This is a genomic window from Mycoplasma yeatsii GM274B, from assembly GCF_000875755.1.
GTDB classification, from domain to species: Bacteria; Bacillota_I; Bacilli_A; order Mycoplasmatales; family Mycoplasmataceae; genus Mycoplasma; species Mycoplasma yeatsii.
The window spans coordinates 553,628-572,782 of the sequence record NZ_CP007520.1 but is presented as its reverse complement, the minus strand read 5'-3'; the positions used below and the strand labels follow the sequence as shown (position 1 = coordinate 572,782).

Here is a 19,155-nt window from a genome sequence, read left to right as displayed (position 1 = left end):
ACTCAATTAAACATAAGTGTAAGGAGATTAGATAATGAAAAAGTTATTATTAGGATTAAGTTCATTAGTTGTTGGTTCATCAGGAATGATGACAGCTGTTGCTTGTTATAAACAACAACCTACAAGTGTCGTTTTTCAAGTAGCTCAAGGACAAGCATTTCCGCTAGCTATAGCTTTAAAACCTTTTATTAAATATTATAATGATACTTTTAAAGATACTGATGATTTCATGAAAGTAAAAATTCAATTTAAAGACGATTATGAATTTGATGGAGAAAAAGTACAAGGTCACGGATCTTTTAGTGAGTTTGGTTTAATTAAGAATGCTAAATCTAATATTGAATCAGGCGACTTTAAAAAGGTTCCAAACATTATTTTAGGTGCTCAATCAGGAGCTTATATAATTAATCAAGATAAAAGATTATTAGATCTATCTGATAAAGGTATTAAAAAAGATTTCTTCTTTGATAAAATTGCAGATCTACACTCAGTTTTAGCAGGACAAGGTGTAACTGATAAAATTTTTAATATTCCTTTTGATAATGCTGATGTTGATGCTCTTATTTTTAACTTAAGATTACTGAATAAAATGTTTGAAATAATTCAACAAGGTGGAGGAACTATAAGTCAAGATTCTGAGATTATTAAAAAAGCTTTAGCAATCCAAAATAAAGATATTCCTACAACTTCAATTTGAGCATATATCGATCTTAAAACAACAGAAGAAAATGAAAAACCATTTGAAAATTTCACTGTTAATGGCGAAACTTTTAAAACAATAGATGGTGTAAGAGAATTGGCTAAAAAATTTGCTGAAAATATTGAAATAAAACAAGAAAACAAAGCAAAAATTACTGATTCAACATTATCAGGAGATGTATTGTCAATCGATTATCAAGAACAAGCATTTTTAAAAGAATTACATACTAAAATTGAAGATAAAGAAAAATCTGCCTTTCAATTAGATCAAAATAAAAAAGTTAAATATAACTTAATTGAAGATGACGAGTTCAAAAAAGAATTTAAATCATTATGAGAAAATTATTCACAAACCGCAAAACTTTCAATTAGACATAATGTAGGAGCCTCTACAAAAGCATTTCATGCTATTAAATATATGAAAAATGGTACAGAAGAATGAGGTTCATGACAAGTATTAAAATTCCAAAGTGCAATGAGTTTTGCAGCATCAGTTGGAGCTTATCAAAATAAAATTAGTACAATTACAAAATCTCATCCATACTTAGGAAAAGTTCAAGAAGGTAAAGATGAAGAATTCTATAAAACTAATGCTGGTGAGAGTGATGTTTATATGACTACTCAAGTAACAAAAACTAAAAGTTCAAAACATGAAATATTTAATGAAGGTGGATCAAGCATTATTCCAATTGATTCAAGAAATGACAAAGCAAATAGAGCTACAAAAAAATTCTTAGAATGATTCTATAAAGGTAAAAATAAAATAGGAACAACTCAAGAAGAACATAACTGATATACTTTTGCTAGAACTTCAGGGTATGTAATGCCTTTAAAAGATGTTGTTAAAAATGAAACATTAGAAACATTCAAAAAACAAATTCAAGAACTAGAACAAAAAATAGAAGGTAAAAAAGATAAAGAGCTAGTAGAAAATAAAGAACTTTCATCATTACACTTTAAATTAAACATGCTAAGATCTTCTTCAATTTCTCTTGAATCGTTATTAAAATTAAATGATGAAAAAACAATTGCTAAAGCAATGGTTACTGATGACAAATCAGCTCAAATGGTTGGATCAATAATCACAGCATTATTGAATCAAACTACAGATAAAAAATCAGAAATTATAGAATTTAACAAATTACTAGCAGATCTAGAAAGTAAAAAATCACAATAAAACTTAATTTAAAAATAATAACGAATAGCAAGATTTGAAAACACTCAAATCTTGTTTTTTATTAAATTTTTAAAGACTATTATTTTCTTAATAAAATGCTATTGAGTAATTTTAAAAAAAGTGATGATAATTGAAAAAACAATGTAATAATTTAATTGTAGATACTTAACTAAATAAGTATAAGGAGGATTTAGTAATGAAAAAGTTATTATTAGGATTAAGTTCATTAGTTATAGGTTCATCAGGTATGATGAGTGTCGTAGCTTGTTATAAAGATCAAGAACCAAGTATTATCTTTCAAACAGCACAAGGTCAAGCTTACCCGCTATCTACAGCTTTAAAACCTTTTGCTGCACACTACAATGAAAAATTTAAAAATGATCAAGATTTCATAAAAGTAAAATTCCAATTCCAAGACGCTTATGAAGTAGATGGAGAAAAAATACAAGGTCATGGATCTTTTGATGAGTTCAAATTAATAAGAGATGCTAAAAACAATATTGAATCTCGTGATTTTAAAAAAGTTCCAAACATTATTTTAGGTGCTCAATCAGGAGCGTATGTTATTAACCAAGAAGGAAGATTATTAGATCTATCTGATAAAGGAATTAAAAAGGATTTATTCTTTGATAAAATTGCTGATCTACACTCAGTTTTAGCAGGACAGGGATCAACTGATAAAATTTTTAACATTCCTTTTGATAATGCTGATGTTGATTCTGTTGTTTTCAACTTAAGATTATTAAATAAAATGTTTGAAATAATCAAACAAGGTGGAGGAACAGTAAGTGAAGAATCTGATATTGTAAAAAAATCTAAAACTATAAAAGAAAAAGATATTCCAACAACTTCAATTTGATCACATATTGAACTTAAAACAACTGAACAAAATCCAAAGCCATTTGAGGGTTATACAGTTAATGATGAAACTTTTGAAACATTAGATGGTATTAGAGAACTTGCTTTAAAATTCGCTGATAACATCAAAATGAAAGATGAAGATAAAATAACAACTTCTACATTATCTGGTGAAGTGCTGTCAATTGATTATCAAGAACAAACATTCTTAAAAGAATTACATACTAAAATAGATGAAAAAGAAAAATCAGCCTTCCAACTAGATGAAAATAAAAAAGTTAAATATAACTTAGTTGACGACACTGTTCTTAAATCAAAATTTAAATCTCTATGAAACGATTATTCAAACACAGCTAAAACTGTATTTAAAAAAGAAGTTAATGAAAAAGGTGTAAAATCAAAAAAAGCCTTCCATTCTATTAAATACATGAAAAATGGTAAAGAAGAATGAGGATCATGAGAAATTTTCAAATTCCAAAGTGCGATAAGTTTTGCGGCTTCAGTTGGAGCTTATCAAAATAAAATTACAAGATTCACAAAAAATCATCCTTACTTAGGAAAAGTAGAAAAAGGCCAAGAAGCTGATTTCTACAAAAACAATGCATCAGAAAGTGATGTTTACATGATAACACAAGTTATGAAGAGTAAAAATTCAAAATATGGTGTATTCAACGAAGGAGGATCAAGTATTATACCTGTTGCTTCTTCAAATGATAAAGTAAACAGAGCTACAAAAAAATTCTTACATTGACTATACACAGGTACAAATACAATAGGAACAAAAGAAGAACATAACTGATTCACTCTTGCTAGAACTTCAGGGTATGTAATGCCTTTAAAAGATGTTGTTACAAAAGATAGACAAGATGAATTTAAAAAAATAATTCAAGAATTAGAATTAAAATTAAAAGACAAAACAAAAGAAGAGCTAACAGAAGCAAATACAGAAACTGAGGCACTATACTTTAAATTAAATATGTTAAGATCTGCTTCAATATCACTTGATTCATTATTAAAACTAAATGAAGAAAATACAATTGCTAAAGCCGTTGCTACTGATGATAAATCAGCTCAAATGATTAATACAATAAAAACATCATTACTAAATCAAACTAGAGATGAACAAACTGAAACAAAAGATTTCGATAAATTATTACAAGAATTAACTGCAATTAAACAACAATAATAAAGTTTCAATTAAACACTCTATTATTAATCAAGATTTTGTTAGATTCAAAATCTTGATTTTTTTTATCTAATTTTAAGTACTATTATTTTTAACTTATATAATTAATAAATAAAGTATTTAAGGAAGTTTTAGTATGAATAAAAAATTATTATTATCTAGTTTAGTTTTTATAGCTCCATTAAGCGCAATCTTTTTAACAAACAATATTAAATCTAACAACAACAATATTGTTTTAAAAAGTGAAAGTAAAACATTAGATATAAATGAAGTTATTACAAATACAGGAAACAATGAAAATCATCAAGGATTTGAAATTAAAGATAACACAATCGCTTCTATTCAAAAAGCTGTAATTGAAGGTAATTCAGCTAATAAGGATAAGTTATTTTGACATGATCTAGAATTTGAACAAATAACCAATGAAACTGCGGTTATAAGAGTAAAAAAAGCAAGCGCTAGATATAAAGATGGAAGAGTAACAATTCATATTAAACCTGAAAAACTAGTCATTCCTACATTAAAAATAGATATCGATAATTTAGATGATCAATTTAGAGATTTAAAAGTTCAATTAGATGAAAAGAAAATTGATAGCAAATGAGTTTCATATAGTTATTCATCAAAAAATATTAATTTAAAAATTAAAGAGGTTAATAAAGAAGAAACTTTTACAGCAAAATTATTTGCTTTAGATGAAAACTGAGAAACAAAAGGTGAAGGTATTGAAATAAGTGAATCAGGTTTAGAACTGTCTCCAACTAGTAATTTATCAGCTTATCAAGGACGTTATTTAGTTAAAATGTCATTTAAATTACAAAATTCAAATTTTGAACAAACAAACGAAACATATCTACAAGTAAGTTCTGAAAAAAATGTTAAACCATTAAAAGATTTTTATGAAAGTAGAAATGGACAATTAATCATTCAAGCAGCAAAACAAAATGGATATAAAGATTGAAATGATGATGAATTTAGAAATATAGATCTTCAAAGATTAAACGCTTTAACTTTAAATGAATTTACTAATTGAAATAATTATCAATTGCCTATTGATCTAATTGATTTTAGTGATATTGATATTTTAAAGGATAAACGATTCTTTAAACAATATACTAAAAAAGATATAGATGAACATCAAAAGAAAGTCATTGAACAAATTGAAACTAAACTATCAAAATTAAGATCTAAAGCTAAATTAAATGATGACTATACAATAGAATTTATTAGAGATAAAAAAATATCAGCTATTAAAGTCAAAATTAAAGCAAAACAAAATTCAACTCATTTTAAAGGTGAAACTGAATTTATAGTAATTCAAGCTAAAGATGAAAATTTAAACACTATATCTAAAGCATTTATAGTAGCAGTATCAATTTCAGTAGTAGTTTTATCTGTTGCAATAATTGCTGGTTCAACATTCTTTATTAAAAAACGTCTTTCTAAAAAATAATAAGTAGATATTAATTATTACTTTGTGTTTAGTATATTTTTAATATATCATTATATTAGTTATGCGAGGTGAATTTATGTTATCATTTCTAGTTTCAACAGACACTATGGAAATTGGTAGAAAAATAATATTAGCTTTTGAAATATTAGCTATGATAATTTCAATAATAATGATTTTTGTTGGTTTAATTCAAAACAAACAATCTCAAACTGGACTTAGTGCGTTAAACGGGGGTAATGAAGAATTATTTTCTAACTCAAAAGAACGTGGTTTAGATAAAACATTATCTATATGAATGTTAAGTTTAGGGATTATATTTTTCATACTAGCTTTAACAATTTGTATTATCACAAACACTATGCTTGTATAGTGTTTCTTTTTTATTATTAATAGATAGGAGAAATTATGGAATCTAAAATTATAGAGATATTAAAAAAACATAATCATAAAATTATGTTAGATAAATTATTATCTAAATTTAAAACAATCGATCATGTTGATGTTAAAAACAGTTTAGATAACTTATTTGAAGATAATAAAATAGCAATTTCAAATTCTAATCACATTTATTTATTAGATGATAAATATAAACAAGGTATTTTAAAATTGAATCCAAAAGGGTTCGGTTTTGTTAATGATTTATCAAATGAAGATCAAGAAGATTATTTTGTTGCACCTGTTGATTTAAATGGGTGTTTTGGAACTGATCAAGTTGTTTATACAGTTGTTGATGATCAAGACAATAGAACTAAAGCTGTAATTTGTGAACTAGTAAAAAGAGAAAAAATCTTTTTAATTGGTGAAATAGTTAGATCATATGATAAAAAATTCTTAGATTTTATTCCTACTGATAAATCATTTGATAATTTTAGATTTGTAATTTTAAATAAAGCTGAATTTAAATATGAAGAACATCAATTAATTAAAGCAAAAATTATTAATGTTAAAGATAGAAAAATCTTTATAAGATTACAAAAAGTAGTTGGTGATATTAGAAAAGCAAGTGATAGAATTATTGCTATTGCTGAAGAATTTGAAATTAAAACCGAATTCAATCACAATACTTTAAAAGATGCTGAATTAGTAAATATACCAGTTGATAAACAAACTGATGAATTAAAAAAACGTCAAAAAAATTCTTTAGTTGATAAGATGATAGTAACAATTGATGGAATTGATTCTAAAGATTTAGATGATGCTATTTGTGTTGAAAAATTAGATAACGGACATTACAAACTTTATGTTGCTATTGCTGATGTTAGTTATTATGTTAAACCTAAAACTAGTTTAGATAACGAAGCTTTATTTAGAGGTAATTCAACTTATTTAGCTAATAAAGTAATACCTATGCTTCCAAAAGTATTATCTGATGATTTATGTTCATTAAACCCAAATACTAAAAAATTCGCTATGGCTTGTGAAATGGAATTTGATAGTAATGGAATTATGCTAAGTAAAAAAGTTTATGAAACAGTTATTATTTCTAAATTTAGATTAAATTATAAAGAAGTTAATGAATACTTTGAAAATAAAACTTGAAATCATGATGTTGAATGTAAACAAATGATTGATAATGCTTATGAACTTTATAAAAAAATTGAAGCATATAAAGTTAAAAGAGGAACAATTAATTTTGAAGTAAGAGAACCTAAAATTATCATGGATAAAGATTCTAAAGTTATTGATATTACAGCAAGAACAACAGGAGAATCTGAAAAACTAATAGAACAATTTATGGTAAGTGCTAATGAAGCAGTTGCTGAGTTAATCTATGAAAAAGAACTACCTTTTATTTACAGAAATCATGGAAAACCAGATGAACAAGAATTAATTACTTGATATCAATCTTTAAAATCATTTGGAATTGATCCAAAATTAACTCCACTTGAAATGTTAGATCCAAAAAATATTAACCGTACTTTAGTTCAAATTGAAAAACAAATTAAAGATCCAGTAGAAGTAGAATTATTAAATATTTCACTATTAAAATACATGGATAAAGCTAAGTATGGATTAGAAAATATTGGTCATTTTGGATTATCTAGTGAGTGTTATACACACTTTACTTCACCAATTAGACGTTATAGTGATTTAATGGTTCATCGTTATTTAAAACAATATCTTTTAGAAAAAGATACTAGAAAATTTGTTTTAGAATCTAATCAGAACTTTATTACAAAAGCATGCAACATTATTAATGAAACTGAAACAACTAGTGTTGATTGTGAAAGAGAAGTTATTAAAGCATGTATGGCTGAATTTATGGCTGATAAAGTCGGTTCAACATATACTGGAACTATTGCTGCAGTTCTAAAATTTGGAATGTTTGTTCAATTAGATAATATGGTTGAAGGATTAGTTCATATTTCAAATATGGATGATAATTTAGTTTATGATGAAGAAAATAAATTACTAATTAAACCTGATAATACTTATTATAGAATGGGTCAAAAAGTTAAAGTTAAATTAATTAATGCTGATGTTAAAAAAAGAGCTATCGATTTTGTTTTAGTACAATAATAAAAAGAGGTGATCAAATGGGTGAACATTTAATTACTAAAAATAAAAAAGCTTATTTTAATTATGAAATTATTCAAACTTATGAAGCAGGAATGGTACTAACTGGTCCTGAAGTTAAATCAATTAGAAATCACGATGTTTCTATTAATGAATCTTTTATAATTATTAGAAAACAAGAAGCTTATATTTTAAATATGAATGTTAAAAAATATGAGTTTTCTAATTATATTAAAGGACTAGAACCTTTAAGAACAAGAAAATTATTGTTACATAAAAAAGAAATTATTAGAATGTTAAATAGAGTAAAACAAGAAAATTTAACTATTATTCCAACTAAACTTTACTTTAAACGTGATTATATTAAATTAGAAATCGCTTTAGCTAAAGGAAAGAAAAAATACGATAAAAGAGAAGCTATCAAAAAAAGAGATACAGAAAGAAAAGAATTAAGAGGTTATAAATAATGTTTTTATTAACTGAATCAAATAATGTAAATAAAGCCACTACTAATATGCCGGTATGATTGATAGTTATTATTTTTATTTTAGGAATAATTGGCGTTGCTGTTGCTGCTTGAGGAGCAAAATCTGGATTTTCTTGAAGAGAAATTTTAAACGCTAAAAATAAAGATTCTAATAAAGTTAAAAGAATTTTAAGCACAAGAAAAAACTACAATTGAATTGAAGTTAGTGAAGCTGAAGAAACTGGATTAATGATTATTGGAGTATCATTTAAAAATGCAGTTTATTCTCCTGATTCAATTCCAGTATTACTTTTAAAATCTTTAGATTTTTCAAAAAGTATTAGAGATTTTAAAAAGGATTTAGAAACTAAGAAAAACTATAAAAAGTTTTTTGAATATATGCATAAAATGAACTTTAAAAAAGAAGATATTATTTTTATTGTTATAGATAAAGCCGAAAGTGTTGAAGAACTAGATCACTCTTTTAATAGTTGATTATCGATAGTTAATGCTAAATCTACAGGACTAAATTAAAATCAAGATCGGAAATGATCTTGATTTTTTTAATATGTAATTTTAAGCAATAGTAACAAATACTGATTCTGAAGCAAATGAATGATCAGTGGCTTTGTATCTAACTTCATAAGTTGAATTTTTATCTAAATTAGTAATTTTATTTTTATCTATACTAATTCATTCTTGTGATCCTTGTTTTCTATATTCCATAGATTCATCAACACCAACTATCGCGTTATTAAATGTTTTTAATTGAAAATCAAATAAGCTAGGTCTAGTAATTTGAATTGTTTTAAATTCTGGTGATAAATCGCTTTTAGATCTTATTAATAATTTTCCTTCTTTACCAGGCATATTTATAATAAGGTTTTGATTAACATTTTGTCATTTTGAAAATTGGAAACTATATTCTAAGTTTTTATTTTCACTTATTATTTCAACTTGCTCATCGTTGATTATTTTTACTCTAATATCATTTAGTTTTTGTTTTTCTAATTTAAATATAACAGTTGAATCATTTAAAATATTAAATTTATAATCTTTTCTTTTTACAGATTCTAGTTTTACTTTCACATCACCAAACGAATTGAAATGGTATAAGTTTAAAATATATGATTTACCGTTTTGTTTAATACTTTTAATTAGTGCATTTGTAATGTTAAAATTTTGAGCAATCAATCCATTTACTTCTTGATCAAATTCAACTTCAATAGCGTTTCGATTGTTTAAACGTTTTATGTTTTTTATATTAACTTCTTTAAATAAATTATCTGGTGTTTTTTGAATATTAGGAAAACTATATTTAACAACATAAAAAGAACCTTTTGAAGGAAGAAAAGTTGATTTTGTTTCTAAATGTCCTCTTTCTTCTAACGCTTTGTGAATAGCCCTAAAATCTGGTTTTTTATTTTCATTAGCATCCCCATTTGGAATTAATATTTCAAAAGATTTTACTATTTTTGTTTCAACATCATAATTGTTATCAATTAGTCCTAAAAAGTCTTCTTTTGATCCAACAAAATTACCAGCAAATAAATTTCTTAAATGAGCATCTTCGCTATCTTGATTACGAGTAAATCTATCATCTAAAGAAAAATCTTTATCAGTGTTTAAAAAGAAGGTATATTTAGTTTCTTTTTCTCCTTTTTTAGTGTCAACTCTATCTGAAGTAGGATCAACATAATATCATTTGTTATCAACTAGAACTTGATTTCAAGCATGTTTAGCACCATCTTCTCTAGTACTTTCTCCTTCAACAACTTTACATGGAATATCAAGTTCATCTAATAACATTTGTAATCCTTTAGCATATCCAGTACATACCGTTTTTCTTGTAACTAAAGCTGTATAAGCATTTTGATTTTTAAATAAATTATCTTTGTTAAAATCGTATTCAACATTTTTAGTTATTCAATCGTATGCTTGTTTTAATCTTTCTAAAGTAGGTAATTCTTTTCAATTATGTTTTTCAACAATATCTTTTGCAGCTTTTCTAGCAAGATTATTTTCATAATTTAAATCACTTTGTGCTTTATTAAGAACTCTAACATTAGCTGAAAATAAATATCCTTTATACTCAGCATATATTTTAGCTTGAGTGTCTTCTTTATGATATTGATCATTTGGATCTGTATTATCTTTTCATTGCATGGTTCCGTCGTTTAATAGTTTAAAAGTCACTTTACTATGATCATTTTGGTTAACTGAAAACACTTCATCATAAGGAATTAAAGTTCTTTGATATCATTTAATTTCAGAATTTGAAACTGCTAGACCAGTCTTTTTATTAATAAGTTTTAATAATACTTTATCATTTTCTTTTTCATCTAAAATAACTTCACTTTTATCTAAATAAAAATCACTATGAGAATAAAAATTATCGGGTAAATCTCTATTTAAGATCATATTTTTAATATCATTAAAAGAAGTTGTTATTTCTTTAAATTCTTTAATAGTTTGATTAAAATAAATATCATTTATTTTACTTAAATTAGAATCAACATTATTATTGTTTGTATCTTGATTATCGTTGTTTATTTTTTCAGATTGATCATCGTCTTTTTTAGTTTCACCATCTGCCTTTTGATTATTTGAAACAGTACAACTAATAACTGTAGTTGTCGCTGTTAGTGTTGAGCTTATAGATAGTAAAGTCATTAGTTGTTTTAATAATTTGTTCATTTTATCTTCCTTTTAAATATTTATAAAAAATATTATATTACTAAAAATAATCTTTTTTACTTTTTAGCTGAACTTTTATAAATTAAAATCAAGGCAATAGAGACCTTGATTTTTTAATATTTAATTTTAGTTTAAGCGATATTAACAAATACTGATTCTGAAGCAAATGAATGATCTTTAGCTTTGTATCTAACTTCATAAGTTGAGTTTTTATTTAAATTAGTAACTTTATTTTTATCTATACTAATTCATTGTTCTGATCCTTGTTTTCTATATTCCATAGATTCATTAACACCAACTATTGCGTTATTAAATGCTTTTAATTGATACTCATTTATACTAGGTCTAGAAATTTCAATTGTTTTAATTTCATCAATTAATTCATTTTTAGATTTTATTAATAGCTTTCCTTGTTTTTGTGTTTTTAAATCAATGATAAGATCATCGTTAACATCTTGTCATTTTCCATATTCAAAACTATATTGTAAATTTTTATCATTAGTTATTAATTTAATATGATCATCACTAATTATTTTTGCTTGAATATCAACTAGTTTTTGTTTTGTTAAATTAAATGTAACTGTTGAATTTTTTAAGTTATTAAATTTATAATCTTTTCTTTTTACAGATTCTAATTTCACTTTTACTTGACCAAATGATTTGAAGTGATGTAAGTTTAATATATAAGATTTTTCTTTTTCTTCTACACTTTTAATTAATGCATTTGTAATATTAAAGTTTTTAACTTTTAATCCTTCTACTTTTTGATCAAATTCAACTTCAATAGCATTTTTGTCTTCTAAAAGTTTAATATTTTTTATATTAACTTCTTTAAATGATTTACTTGGAGTTTTATCAAAGATATATTTAATTACATCATTAGAACCTTTAGAAGGAAGGAATGTAGCTTTTGCTTCTAATCCTCTTTCATTTAAAGCTTCATTTATATGTTTATAGTTTGGTTTTTTATTTTTAAAAGTAGATTTATTAGGAGTGTATAAAATAAAGTCTTTCATTTGTTTTGTATTTTCATCAAAGTTATTATCAATTAACCCTAAAACATCTTCTTTTGTACTAACAAAATTCTTAAAAAAGATATTTCTTAAATGTGCATCTTTATTATCTTCGTTACGAGTGAATTCATCATCTACTGAAAAATCATCATCAGTATTTAAAAAGAAAAGATAATCTGTTTCTTGATTTTCATTATCAACTCTATCTGAAGTAGCATCTACATAATATCATTTACCATCTACTAAAACTTGATTTCAAGCGTGCTTTAGAGCATTATCTCTAGAACTTTTTCCTTCAACAAATTTACAAGGTATATCAAGTTCTTCTAATAACATTTTTAACCCTTTAGCATACCCTGTACATACAGTTTTTCTTAAAACTAGTGCTGAATGAACATTTTGATTTCTATTTAAGTTATCTCTATCAAAATCGTATTTAACATTTTTGGTTATTCAGTTATATGCTTGTTTTAATCTTTCTAAAGTTGGTAATTCTTTTCAATTATGTTGATTAACAATATCTTTTGCAGCTTTTCTAGCAAGATTATTTTCATGTAATAATTGACCGTGAGCTTTATGAAGAACTCTAACACTAGCAGAAAATAAATACCCTTTATACTCAGCATATATTTTAGCTTGAGTTTCTTGTTGATCACTTAATCTAGTTGGATCTGTATTATCTTTTCATTGTAATACTCCGTCTTTTAATAAGTTAAAAGTTACTTTTTTAGAATCGTTTTCACCAATTTTAAAAACTTCATCATAAGGAGTTGTGGTTCTTTGATATCATTTAATTTCAGAATTAGAAACTTGAGTTTTATCTTTTTTATTAATAAGTTTTAATGATACATTATTATTTAAATTTTCATCTAAGATAATTTCATCTTTATCTAAATCAAAATCACTATGAGAATAAAAATTAGAAGGTAAGTCTCTATTTAAGATCATATTTTTGATATTTTTTTGTGAGTTTTTTATTTCTTTAAAATCACTAATAGTTTGTTTTAAATAAACTTCATTTATTTTATTTAGATCAGAAATATTACTAATATTTACTGTTTCATTTTGATTTGATGAATCAGACTCGTTATCAGGCTTTAGATTATTTTCACCTGGTGTAGTATTTGAATCATTATCAGAATCAGGAGTTTTATTTTCATCATTAGATCTATCTGATTGATCGTTGTTGTCTGGAATTGGATCATCTTTATTTTCATCATCTGTTTTAGATTCATCACCATTTTGATCATCACTACCATTGTTTGATTGATCATCATCTTTTTTAGTTTCATCATTTACTTTTTGATTATTTGAAACAGTACAACTAACAATACTTGTTGCTAGAACTGATGATGAGCTTACAGCTAATAATGTTGATAATAATTTTAATAATCTATTCATTTTATCTTCCTTTTAAATATTTATAAAAAATATTATATTACTATTTAAATTAAAAACATAAAAAATATAAAAAATTTTATTAAATCAATAAGTGCTATTAATAAATAAAAATCTCAGATCCAAGATTTTTAAAATCAAAGATTTAGTTTGATTTAATATAGTAGTTATTTGATCATTTTTCAGCAAACGTACCTTTTTTCATAATAATTCTAATAATATCAATAATTAATCCAATAACAGTTGCGTGAATTAAAACTGATAGTAATAAAAAGATAAATAATCTAAACATTCTTTTTGGATTACTATATGTTGTATTGCTTAATCTCATTGCTAAATTAGGTTTTCCTTTAACAAAAGCAATTATTAAAAATATTAAATAAAAACCTGCTGTAAATATAATGAATATATTTGTTAAAAAATGAATCCAAACTCTTCTTCAAAATCCAATTATTTTCATAAATACTCCTTTAAGTCTTACGATTTTATTTTACATGAATCGTTTTAAAAATTTTGTTTATTAGAGATATTATTTATTTTGCTTAAAACGACGTATAATTTGTTGAAATTTGAAATTTATTTGTATTTTTGACAAAATATAATAGATAAGAATTTAAGAAGGTGATATTGTGAAAAAAAGAACTAAGTGAATTACAATTACTAGTTTATTATCTGTTGCGGGGGGGGTACTGCTATAACCACTATAGCAGTAAGAAACGCTAAAATCAAAAAAGACAACAGAACTAATTTAACAAGACTAATTCAAAACACTAACATCGGTCTTATTAATAGATCTGAATTAAATAAAGACAGATTAGTTGAATTAATAAGACAAGCAAATGGTAATTTAGATATTGATTTTACAAAAATAGATCTAGATATTAGTGAAGAAAAAGTTGTTGTTAAACCAATGCAAAATAATAGCCCTTACAATAATTCAGTTGAATTATCATTTGATTTAAGTTTAGATTTAACCGCTTTAATTACAAATAGAGATTTAGGAAATATCAATAGTAATGATCTAAATAAAGAGAAAATAATCAGTCTAATTAAAGAAAATAATTCAAGCTTAAACATTGATTTTAATAAATTAGACTTAGAAATTCTAAGCAATAAAGTTATAGTTAAACCTAAAACTGGTGATAAAACTTATGAAGGTGTAGTTGAATTATCATTTATTATTTCGGCTAATCTAGCAGATGAAATTTATATAACAGAATTAGGTTATATTGATGAAAGAGAATTAAATGAAAATAAAGTAAAAGAAATAATTCAACAAAAAAATGAATTTAGTACAATCGATTTTTCTAAATTAGAAATAGTAATTAATAAACAAGATAAAAAAATTATTGTTAAACCTAAATCTGGTGATAAAACATATAAAAACCAAGTCGAACTAACATTTGATTTATTTTTAGAATCTGACAATCAAATTGTTGAACAAATCAAAACAGTTTGAAATACTGAATTTAAAGATAAATTCAGATCTTATGACAATGCAGATGATTGATGAAAGAGTTCAATAGCTTCAAAAAATACAATATTGAAAGTATTTTCTGAAAGATTAGAAAAAAATGAATTAAGTAACTTAAATATCAGTTATTTAAATAAACCATTTTCTGATTCACAAAGTCCTAATGATGGCGAAGATCTAGAATTTGTTTATAAAGGTAAAGTTATAAGTTTAAATGTAGGTAAAATTAATGCTAAAGAACTTACTAAATATAACGAATATCAAAAAGGTACTGAATTTACAAAAGCAACTAAAATAGGATATTTCATTAATACTCAAGGACTATTTCAAATAGATAGATTTTTAAGTAGTGTAAAAGAAGTTCCTGATCAATTACCAGATATTATTAATGATTTAAGTAGAGGATTTGAATTTAATAGTAACGAAACTATTAAAGGTATCGAAAACTGAAATACTAAAAACGTTATTAGAATGTCTAACACATTCCATGATACTTATAAATTCAATCAAGATATTTCATCTTGAAACACTGAAAATGTAACTGATATGAGTGAGATGTTTAGAACAAGCAAATTCAATCAAAATATAGGAAATTGAAATACTAAAAATGTTAAAAATATGAGTAATATGTTTAGAGGAAATGAAGTATTCAACCAAGACATATCTATGTGAGACACTTCAAAAGTAACTGATATGAGTAGCATGTTTAATGGTGCAGAATCATTCAACCAAGATATATCTAAATGAGATACTTCAAATGTAACTGATATGAGTCATATGTTTTATAAAGCAAAAGTATTTAACCAAGATATTTCAAAATGAAATATAAATAGTTTACAAAAAATAAACTCTATGTTTTCAGATGCTGAAGCATTTAATCAAGATGTAAATACAAAACAAGTTGTAAAAGATGATGGGTCAACTTATATTGCTTGAGATATTTCTAAACTAACAAGTTTAAGTGGAGTGTTTTTTGGTGCTAAAAGTTTTAATAGTTCTTTAGATAAGTGAAATACTGAAAATATAACTAATATGGTATCAACATTTTCTAAAACAGAAATATTCAACCAAGACATATCTATGTGAGACACTTCAAAAGTAACTGATATGAGTAGCATGTTTAATGGTGCAGAATCATTCAACCAAGATATATCTAAATGAAATACTTCAAATGTAACTGATATGAGTGGTATGTTTTCTGATGCTAAAGCATTTAACCAAGACATTAAAACTAAACAAGTTAAAAAAGATGATGGATCAACTTACACAGCATGAGACACTTCTAAAGTAACTGATATGTCATACATGTTTTCTTGAACTGAAGCATTTAATCAAGATATATCAAATTGAAACACTTCAAAAGTAACTGATATGAGTAATATGTTTTGACTTGCTAAATCTTTTGAACAAAATATTAGTAATTGAGATGTAAATGAAGTTGAAAGACATAGAGAATTTATTAATGATACAAGTAAATTAAAAGATAAATTAGAATTCATTCCAGAAAAATTTAGACAAAAATTAATAGAAGAATTTAACAAAAACAAAAAATAAAATATTAAGAATCTAAAAAAGACCACACAAGTAATTGTCGGGTCTTTTTTAAATTTAATTATTATTTAAATATTAAATAACTAAATATCTAAAGCATAATAAATTGTATTTTTACCAGAATTTTTTGTTGCTATTTTTTGTTCTTTAACAAGAGTTGATAAACATTGTTCAACTGAACTAACACTAATTGAAACACATAAATCTACAATATCTTGTTTAGTAAAACTTCCTAGTTTAGTTCTAACAGCATTAACAACTATTTTCATAGCTGATGATTCATTATTTATATTAGATAGATTGTTCATAACTTAGCAATATTATTTTTAAAAAGTATTTTATAAAAAATAATTTATCTTCATTATTATCTATTCAATTTTGGCTTGATAATGCTAAAGTATCATAATATTCTTTTAGGTTTTTATATATTATTTTGTGAGAATAATATATTAGTTTTAAATATAAAACTACTTAACTAACTATAATAGGTAATTTATTTATGTAATATATTAATAAGGAGTAGACATGAAATCAAAAGAAAGTATTATTAATGATTTAAAAAATAATTTATCTAATAATTTATATTTAGTTAATAAAAAAGAATTTAATGATTTAGTTAATCTGTTTTTTGATGATGAAGAAATTATTGATCTATTAGTTGTAGGAATAGAAAATAAAGCTTGATTATTAACATTAACTAATAAAAGATTATTTTTTGTAAAAAAACATAATTTATATAATAACGTAATTAAACAATATGGTTTAGAACAATTAAAAGATCTTAGATTAACTGATTCAACTCAGTTTGCTAGTTTATCTTTTGTATTTGATAATGATTTTATTAAAGTTGAAAATATAACTTTAAATGAAGCTAAATTAATAGGAAAAAAAATAGCTCAATCAAATATTAATTGGTTAGATGAAATTAATAATATGGTTAAGTAATAGAAAATAAAAAGTGTCTTGTGAGACACTTTTTAATTATTAGTTAACATCAATATTATTATCAATATCATCTCTAAATTTTTCTGGAATTAAATTCTTTGTCATTTTAGAATCACCTTTTATAAAGTTTTCAAATCTTTCACATTTAGACACATCTCAGTTAGAAATGTTGTGTTTAAAACTTTTAGCACCAGAAAACATCTCACTCATATTTTTTACATTAGAAACATCTCAAGCGGTGTATTTTAACTCACCTTTTTGAACTTGTTTAGTGCTTATATCTTGATTGAATTTTTCTGCTTTAGAAAACATACTTCTCATATCAGTGACACTTGAAGTATCTCAATTACCTATATTTTGATTAAAGCTTTTTGTTTTTTTAAACATACTTGACATATTTGTTACATTTGAAACATCTCAATTACCTATGTTTTGATCGAATTTTGCAGCTTCTTCAAACATACTACTCATATTAGTTACATTTGATGTATTTCAAGAGCTTATATTTTGATTAAAGTTTTTAGTACCAAGAAACATTTGATTCATACGTGTTACTTTAGAAGTATCTCAACCGCTTATATCTTGATCAAAACTATCAGATCCTAAAAACATTTGACTCATATCAGTAACATTTGAAGTTTTTCATTTTCTTATATCACCATTAAATTCAACGGCATTAGCAAACATCCCACTCATATTAGTAACTTTAGAAGTATCTCATTTTGTTAATTGTTTTTTAAATTTTTCAGCATTTGCAAACATACTACTCATATTGGTTATATTTGAAACATCTCAAGAGTTTATGTCTTGATTAAAAGAAGTTGCTCCAAAAAACATAAAACTCATATTAGTTACATTTGAAGTGTTTCACTTAATGATTGAATCATTATTAAATGATGTTCTATTAAACATTCCGCTCATATCAATTACATTTTTAGTATTTCAATTTAATGCTTGATTAAAGTTTTCAGAACCATTAAACACATTCTTCATACTTATTACATTTGAAGTATCTCATTTTTCAATTCCTTTAATTTCTTGTCCATCAATAAATGAAAAAGCAGAGTTAAGGCTATCTATTGTTGGTGGTAATATTTTAGGAACTTTTTTAAGACTAGCTTTTTGCTTTTCTTGTGATTGTTTATCTATAGATTTTGAGTCTAGAAAAATTGCTGTAAACAATCCATCAGGAGTAATTAAATATCCAATTTCAGTAATTTCTTCAAATGAATCATCTTTAAATTTTGTGCTAACTTTATTAAATTCTCCAAATGGTAAAGAAATTACTTCGTCTTGATATTTAATTTTAAATGTTTGTGTTTTATGCTTATGATTAATTACAGTTTCGTTTCAAACTTTATCTTCTATATCTTCTTCACCTTTAGATATTGAAATATTTAAACCGTGTGCTTTTAATCTTTTAGTTACAGTTTTTAATAATTTTTGATTTGTTAAATATACATCTTTGAAATTAAATGATAGATTTATATTTTTTAATGATTCATCAAAGAACTTATCTTTAAATTCACTATCTCAAATTTGTTTTATTTTGGCAATATGTTTTTCTTTTGTTTTTAATTGATTATTTTTTATTGATACACCAGCTACAACTCCAATAATTGGTGCAAAAACAAGAGCTATACTAGATATTATTGGGATTTTTTTATTTTTTAATTTCATTATTTTGTCCTTCTTTATATTAATATTTTTTTAGGCTTAAT

General features: G+C 24.3%; 14 protein-coding genes. 9 read left to right on the top strand and 5 right to left on the bottom strand.

Going from position 1 to position 19,155, the window contains the following annotated elements:
• The first annotated feature begins 34 nt into the window (after positions 1–34).
• The 7 genes from MYE_RS02380 to MYE_RS02350 all read left to right on the top strand — a co-directional run bounded on the left by MYE_RS02380 (position 35) and on the right by MYE_RS02350 (position 8,890).
• A complete protein-coding gene (locus tag MYE_RS02380) occupies positions 35–1,876 on the top strand; it encodes a P68 family surface lipoprotein (RefSeq protein ID WP_042733375.1) in 1,842 nt (613 codons plus the stop codon).
• Positions 1,877–2,072: 196 nt separating this feature from the next.
• Positions 2,073–3,920: a P68 family surface lipoprotein gene (locus tag MYE_RS02375; protein ID WP_042733374.1), complete on the top strand. Its 1,848-nt coding sequence runs from the start codon at positions 2,073–2,075 to the stop codon at positions 3,918–3,920.
• A 136-nt stretch (positions 3,921–4,056) separates the two neighbouring features.
• Positions 4,057–5,373, top strand: a complete 1,317-nt coding sequence (locus tag MYE_RS02370) for a hypothetical protein (RefSeq protein WP_042733373.1) — start codon at positions 4,057–4,059, stop codon at positions 5,371–5,373.
• A gap of 76 nt (positions 5,374–5,449) precedes the next feature.
• A complete protein-coding gene (secG, locus tag MYE_RS02365; protein WP_042733372.1) occupies positions 5,450–5,743 on the top strand; it encodes a preprotein translocase subunit SecG in 294 nt (97 codons plus the stop codon).
• A gap of 35 nt (positions 5,744–5,778) precedes the next feature.
• On the top strand, positions 5,779–7,893 hold the full coding sequence (gene rnr / locus MYE_RS02360) for a ribonuclease R (RefSeq protein WP_042733371.1): 2,115 nt from the start codon (positions 5,779–5,781) through the stop codon (positions 7,891–7,893).
• A gap of 17 nt (positions 7,894–7,910) precedes the next feature.
• Positions 7,911–8,357 carry an SsrA-binding protein SmpB gene (smpB, locus tag MYE_RS02355; RefSeq protein WP_004429953.1) on the top strand — a complete coding sequence of 149 codons (447 nt, stop codon included), beginning with the start codon at positions 7,911–7,913 and terminating at the stop codon, positions 8,355–8,357.
• Entirely contained in the window at positions 8,357–8,890 is a 534-nt protein-coding gene (locus MYE_RS02350; protein ID WP_042733370.1) for a hypothetical protein, read from the top strand. The genes smpB and MYE_RS02350 overlap by 1 nt, the downstream gene beginning before the upstream one ends.
• Positions 8,891–8,932: 42 nt before the next feature.
• Here MYE_RS02350 and MYE_RS02345 read toward each other — a convergent pair whose 3' ends face one another.
• From MYE_RS02345 to MYE_RS02335, 3 genes are all read right to left on the bottom strand, one after another.
• Complete coding sequence (locus MYE_RS02345; RefSeq protein WP_042733369.1) at positions 8,933–11,053, bottom strand: MAG6410 family transglutaminase-related lipoprotein; 2,121 nt, start codon at positions 11,051–11,053, stop codon at positions 8,933–8,935.
• Between the two features lie 131 nt (positions 11,054–11,184).
• The gene (locus tag MYE_RS02340) at positions 11,185–13,467 is read right to left on the bottom strand and encodes an MAG6410 family transglutaminase-related lipoprotein (protein WP_042733368.1); all 2,283 of its coding nucleotides are present in this window, start codon (positions 13,465–13,467) and stop codon (positions 11,185–11,187) included.
• 142 nt (positions 13,468–13,609) lie between these two features.
• Complete coding sequence (locus tag MYE_RS02335) at positions 13,610–13,924, bottom strand: hypothetical protein (RefSeq protein ID WP_042733367.1); 315 nt, start codon at positions 13,922–13,924, stop codon at positions 13,610–13,612.
• Positions 13,925–14,374: 450 nt separating this feature from the next.
• Between MYE_RS02335 and MYE_RS04365 the strand changes: the two genes are divergently transcribed.
• The gene (locus MYE_RS04365; protein ID WP_052491419.1) at positions 14,375–16,492 is read left to right on the top strand and encodes a BspA family leucine-rich repeat surface protein; all 2,118 of its coding nucleotides are present in this window, start codon (positions 14,375–14,377) and stop codon (positions 16,490–16,492) included.
• A gap of 80 nt (positions 16,493–16,572) precedes the next feature.
• Here the strand turns inward: MYE_RS04365 and MYE_RS02325 are convergent, their stop codons facing one another.
• Complete coding sequence (locus MYE_RS02325; protein ID WP_042733366.1) at positions 16,573–16,797, bottom strand: hypothetical protein; 225 nt, start codon at positions 16,795–16,797, stop codon at positions 16,573–16,575.
• 217 nt (positions 16,798–17,014) lie between these two features.
• On the opposite strand from MYE_RS02325, the gene MYE_RS02320 reads away from it, so the two are divergent.
• Entirely contained in the window at positions 17,015–17,434 is a 420-nt protein-coding gene (locus tag MYE_RS02320; protein WP_042733365.1) for a PH domain-containing protein, read from the top strand.
• Between the two features lie 39 nt (positions 17,435–17,473).
• On the opposite strand, the gene MYE_RS02315 is transcribed toward MYE_RS02320, so the two are convergent.
• Positions 17,474–19,114: a BspA family leucine-rich repeat surface protein gene (locus tag MYE_RS02315; RefSeq protein WP_052491418.1), complete on the bottom strand. Its 1,641-nt coding sequence runs from the start codon at positions 19,112–19,114 to the stop codon at positions 17,474–17,476.
• Between the last annotated feature and the right edge of the window lie 41 nt (positions 19,115–19,155).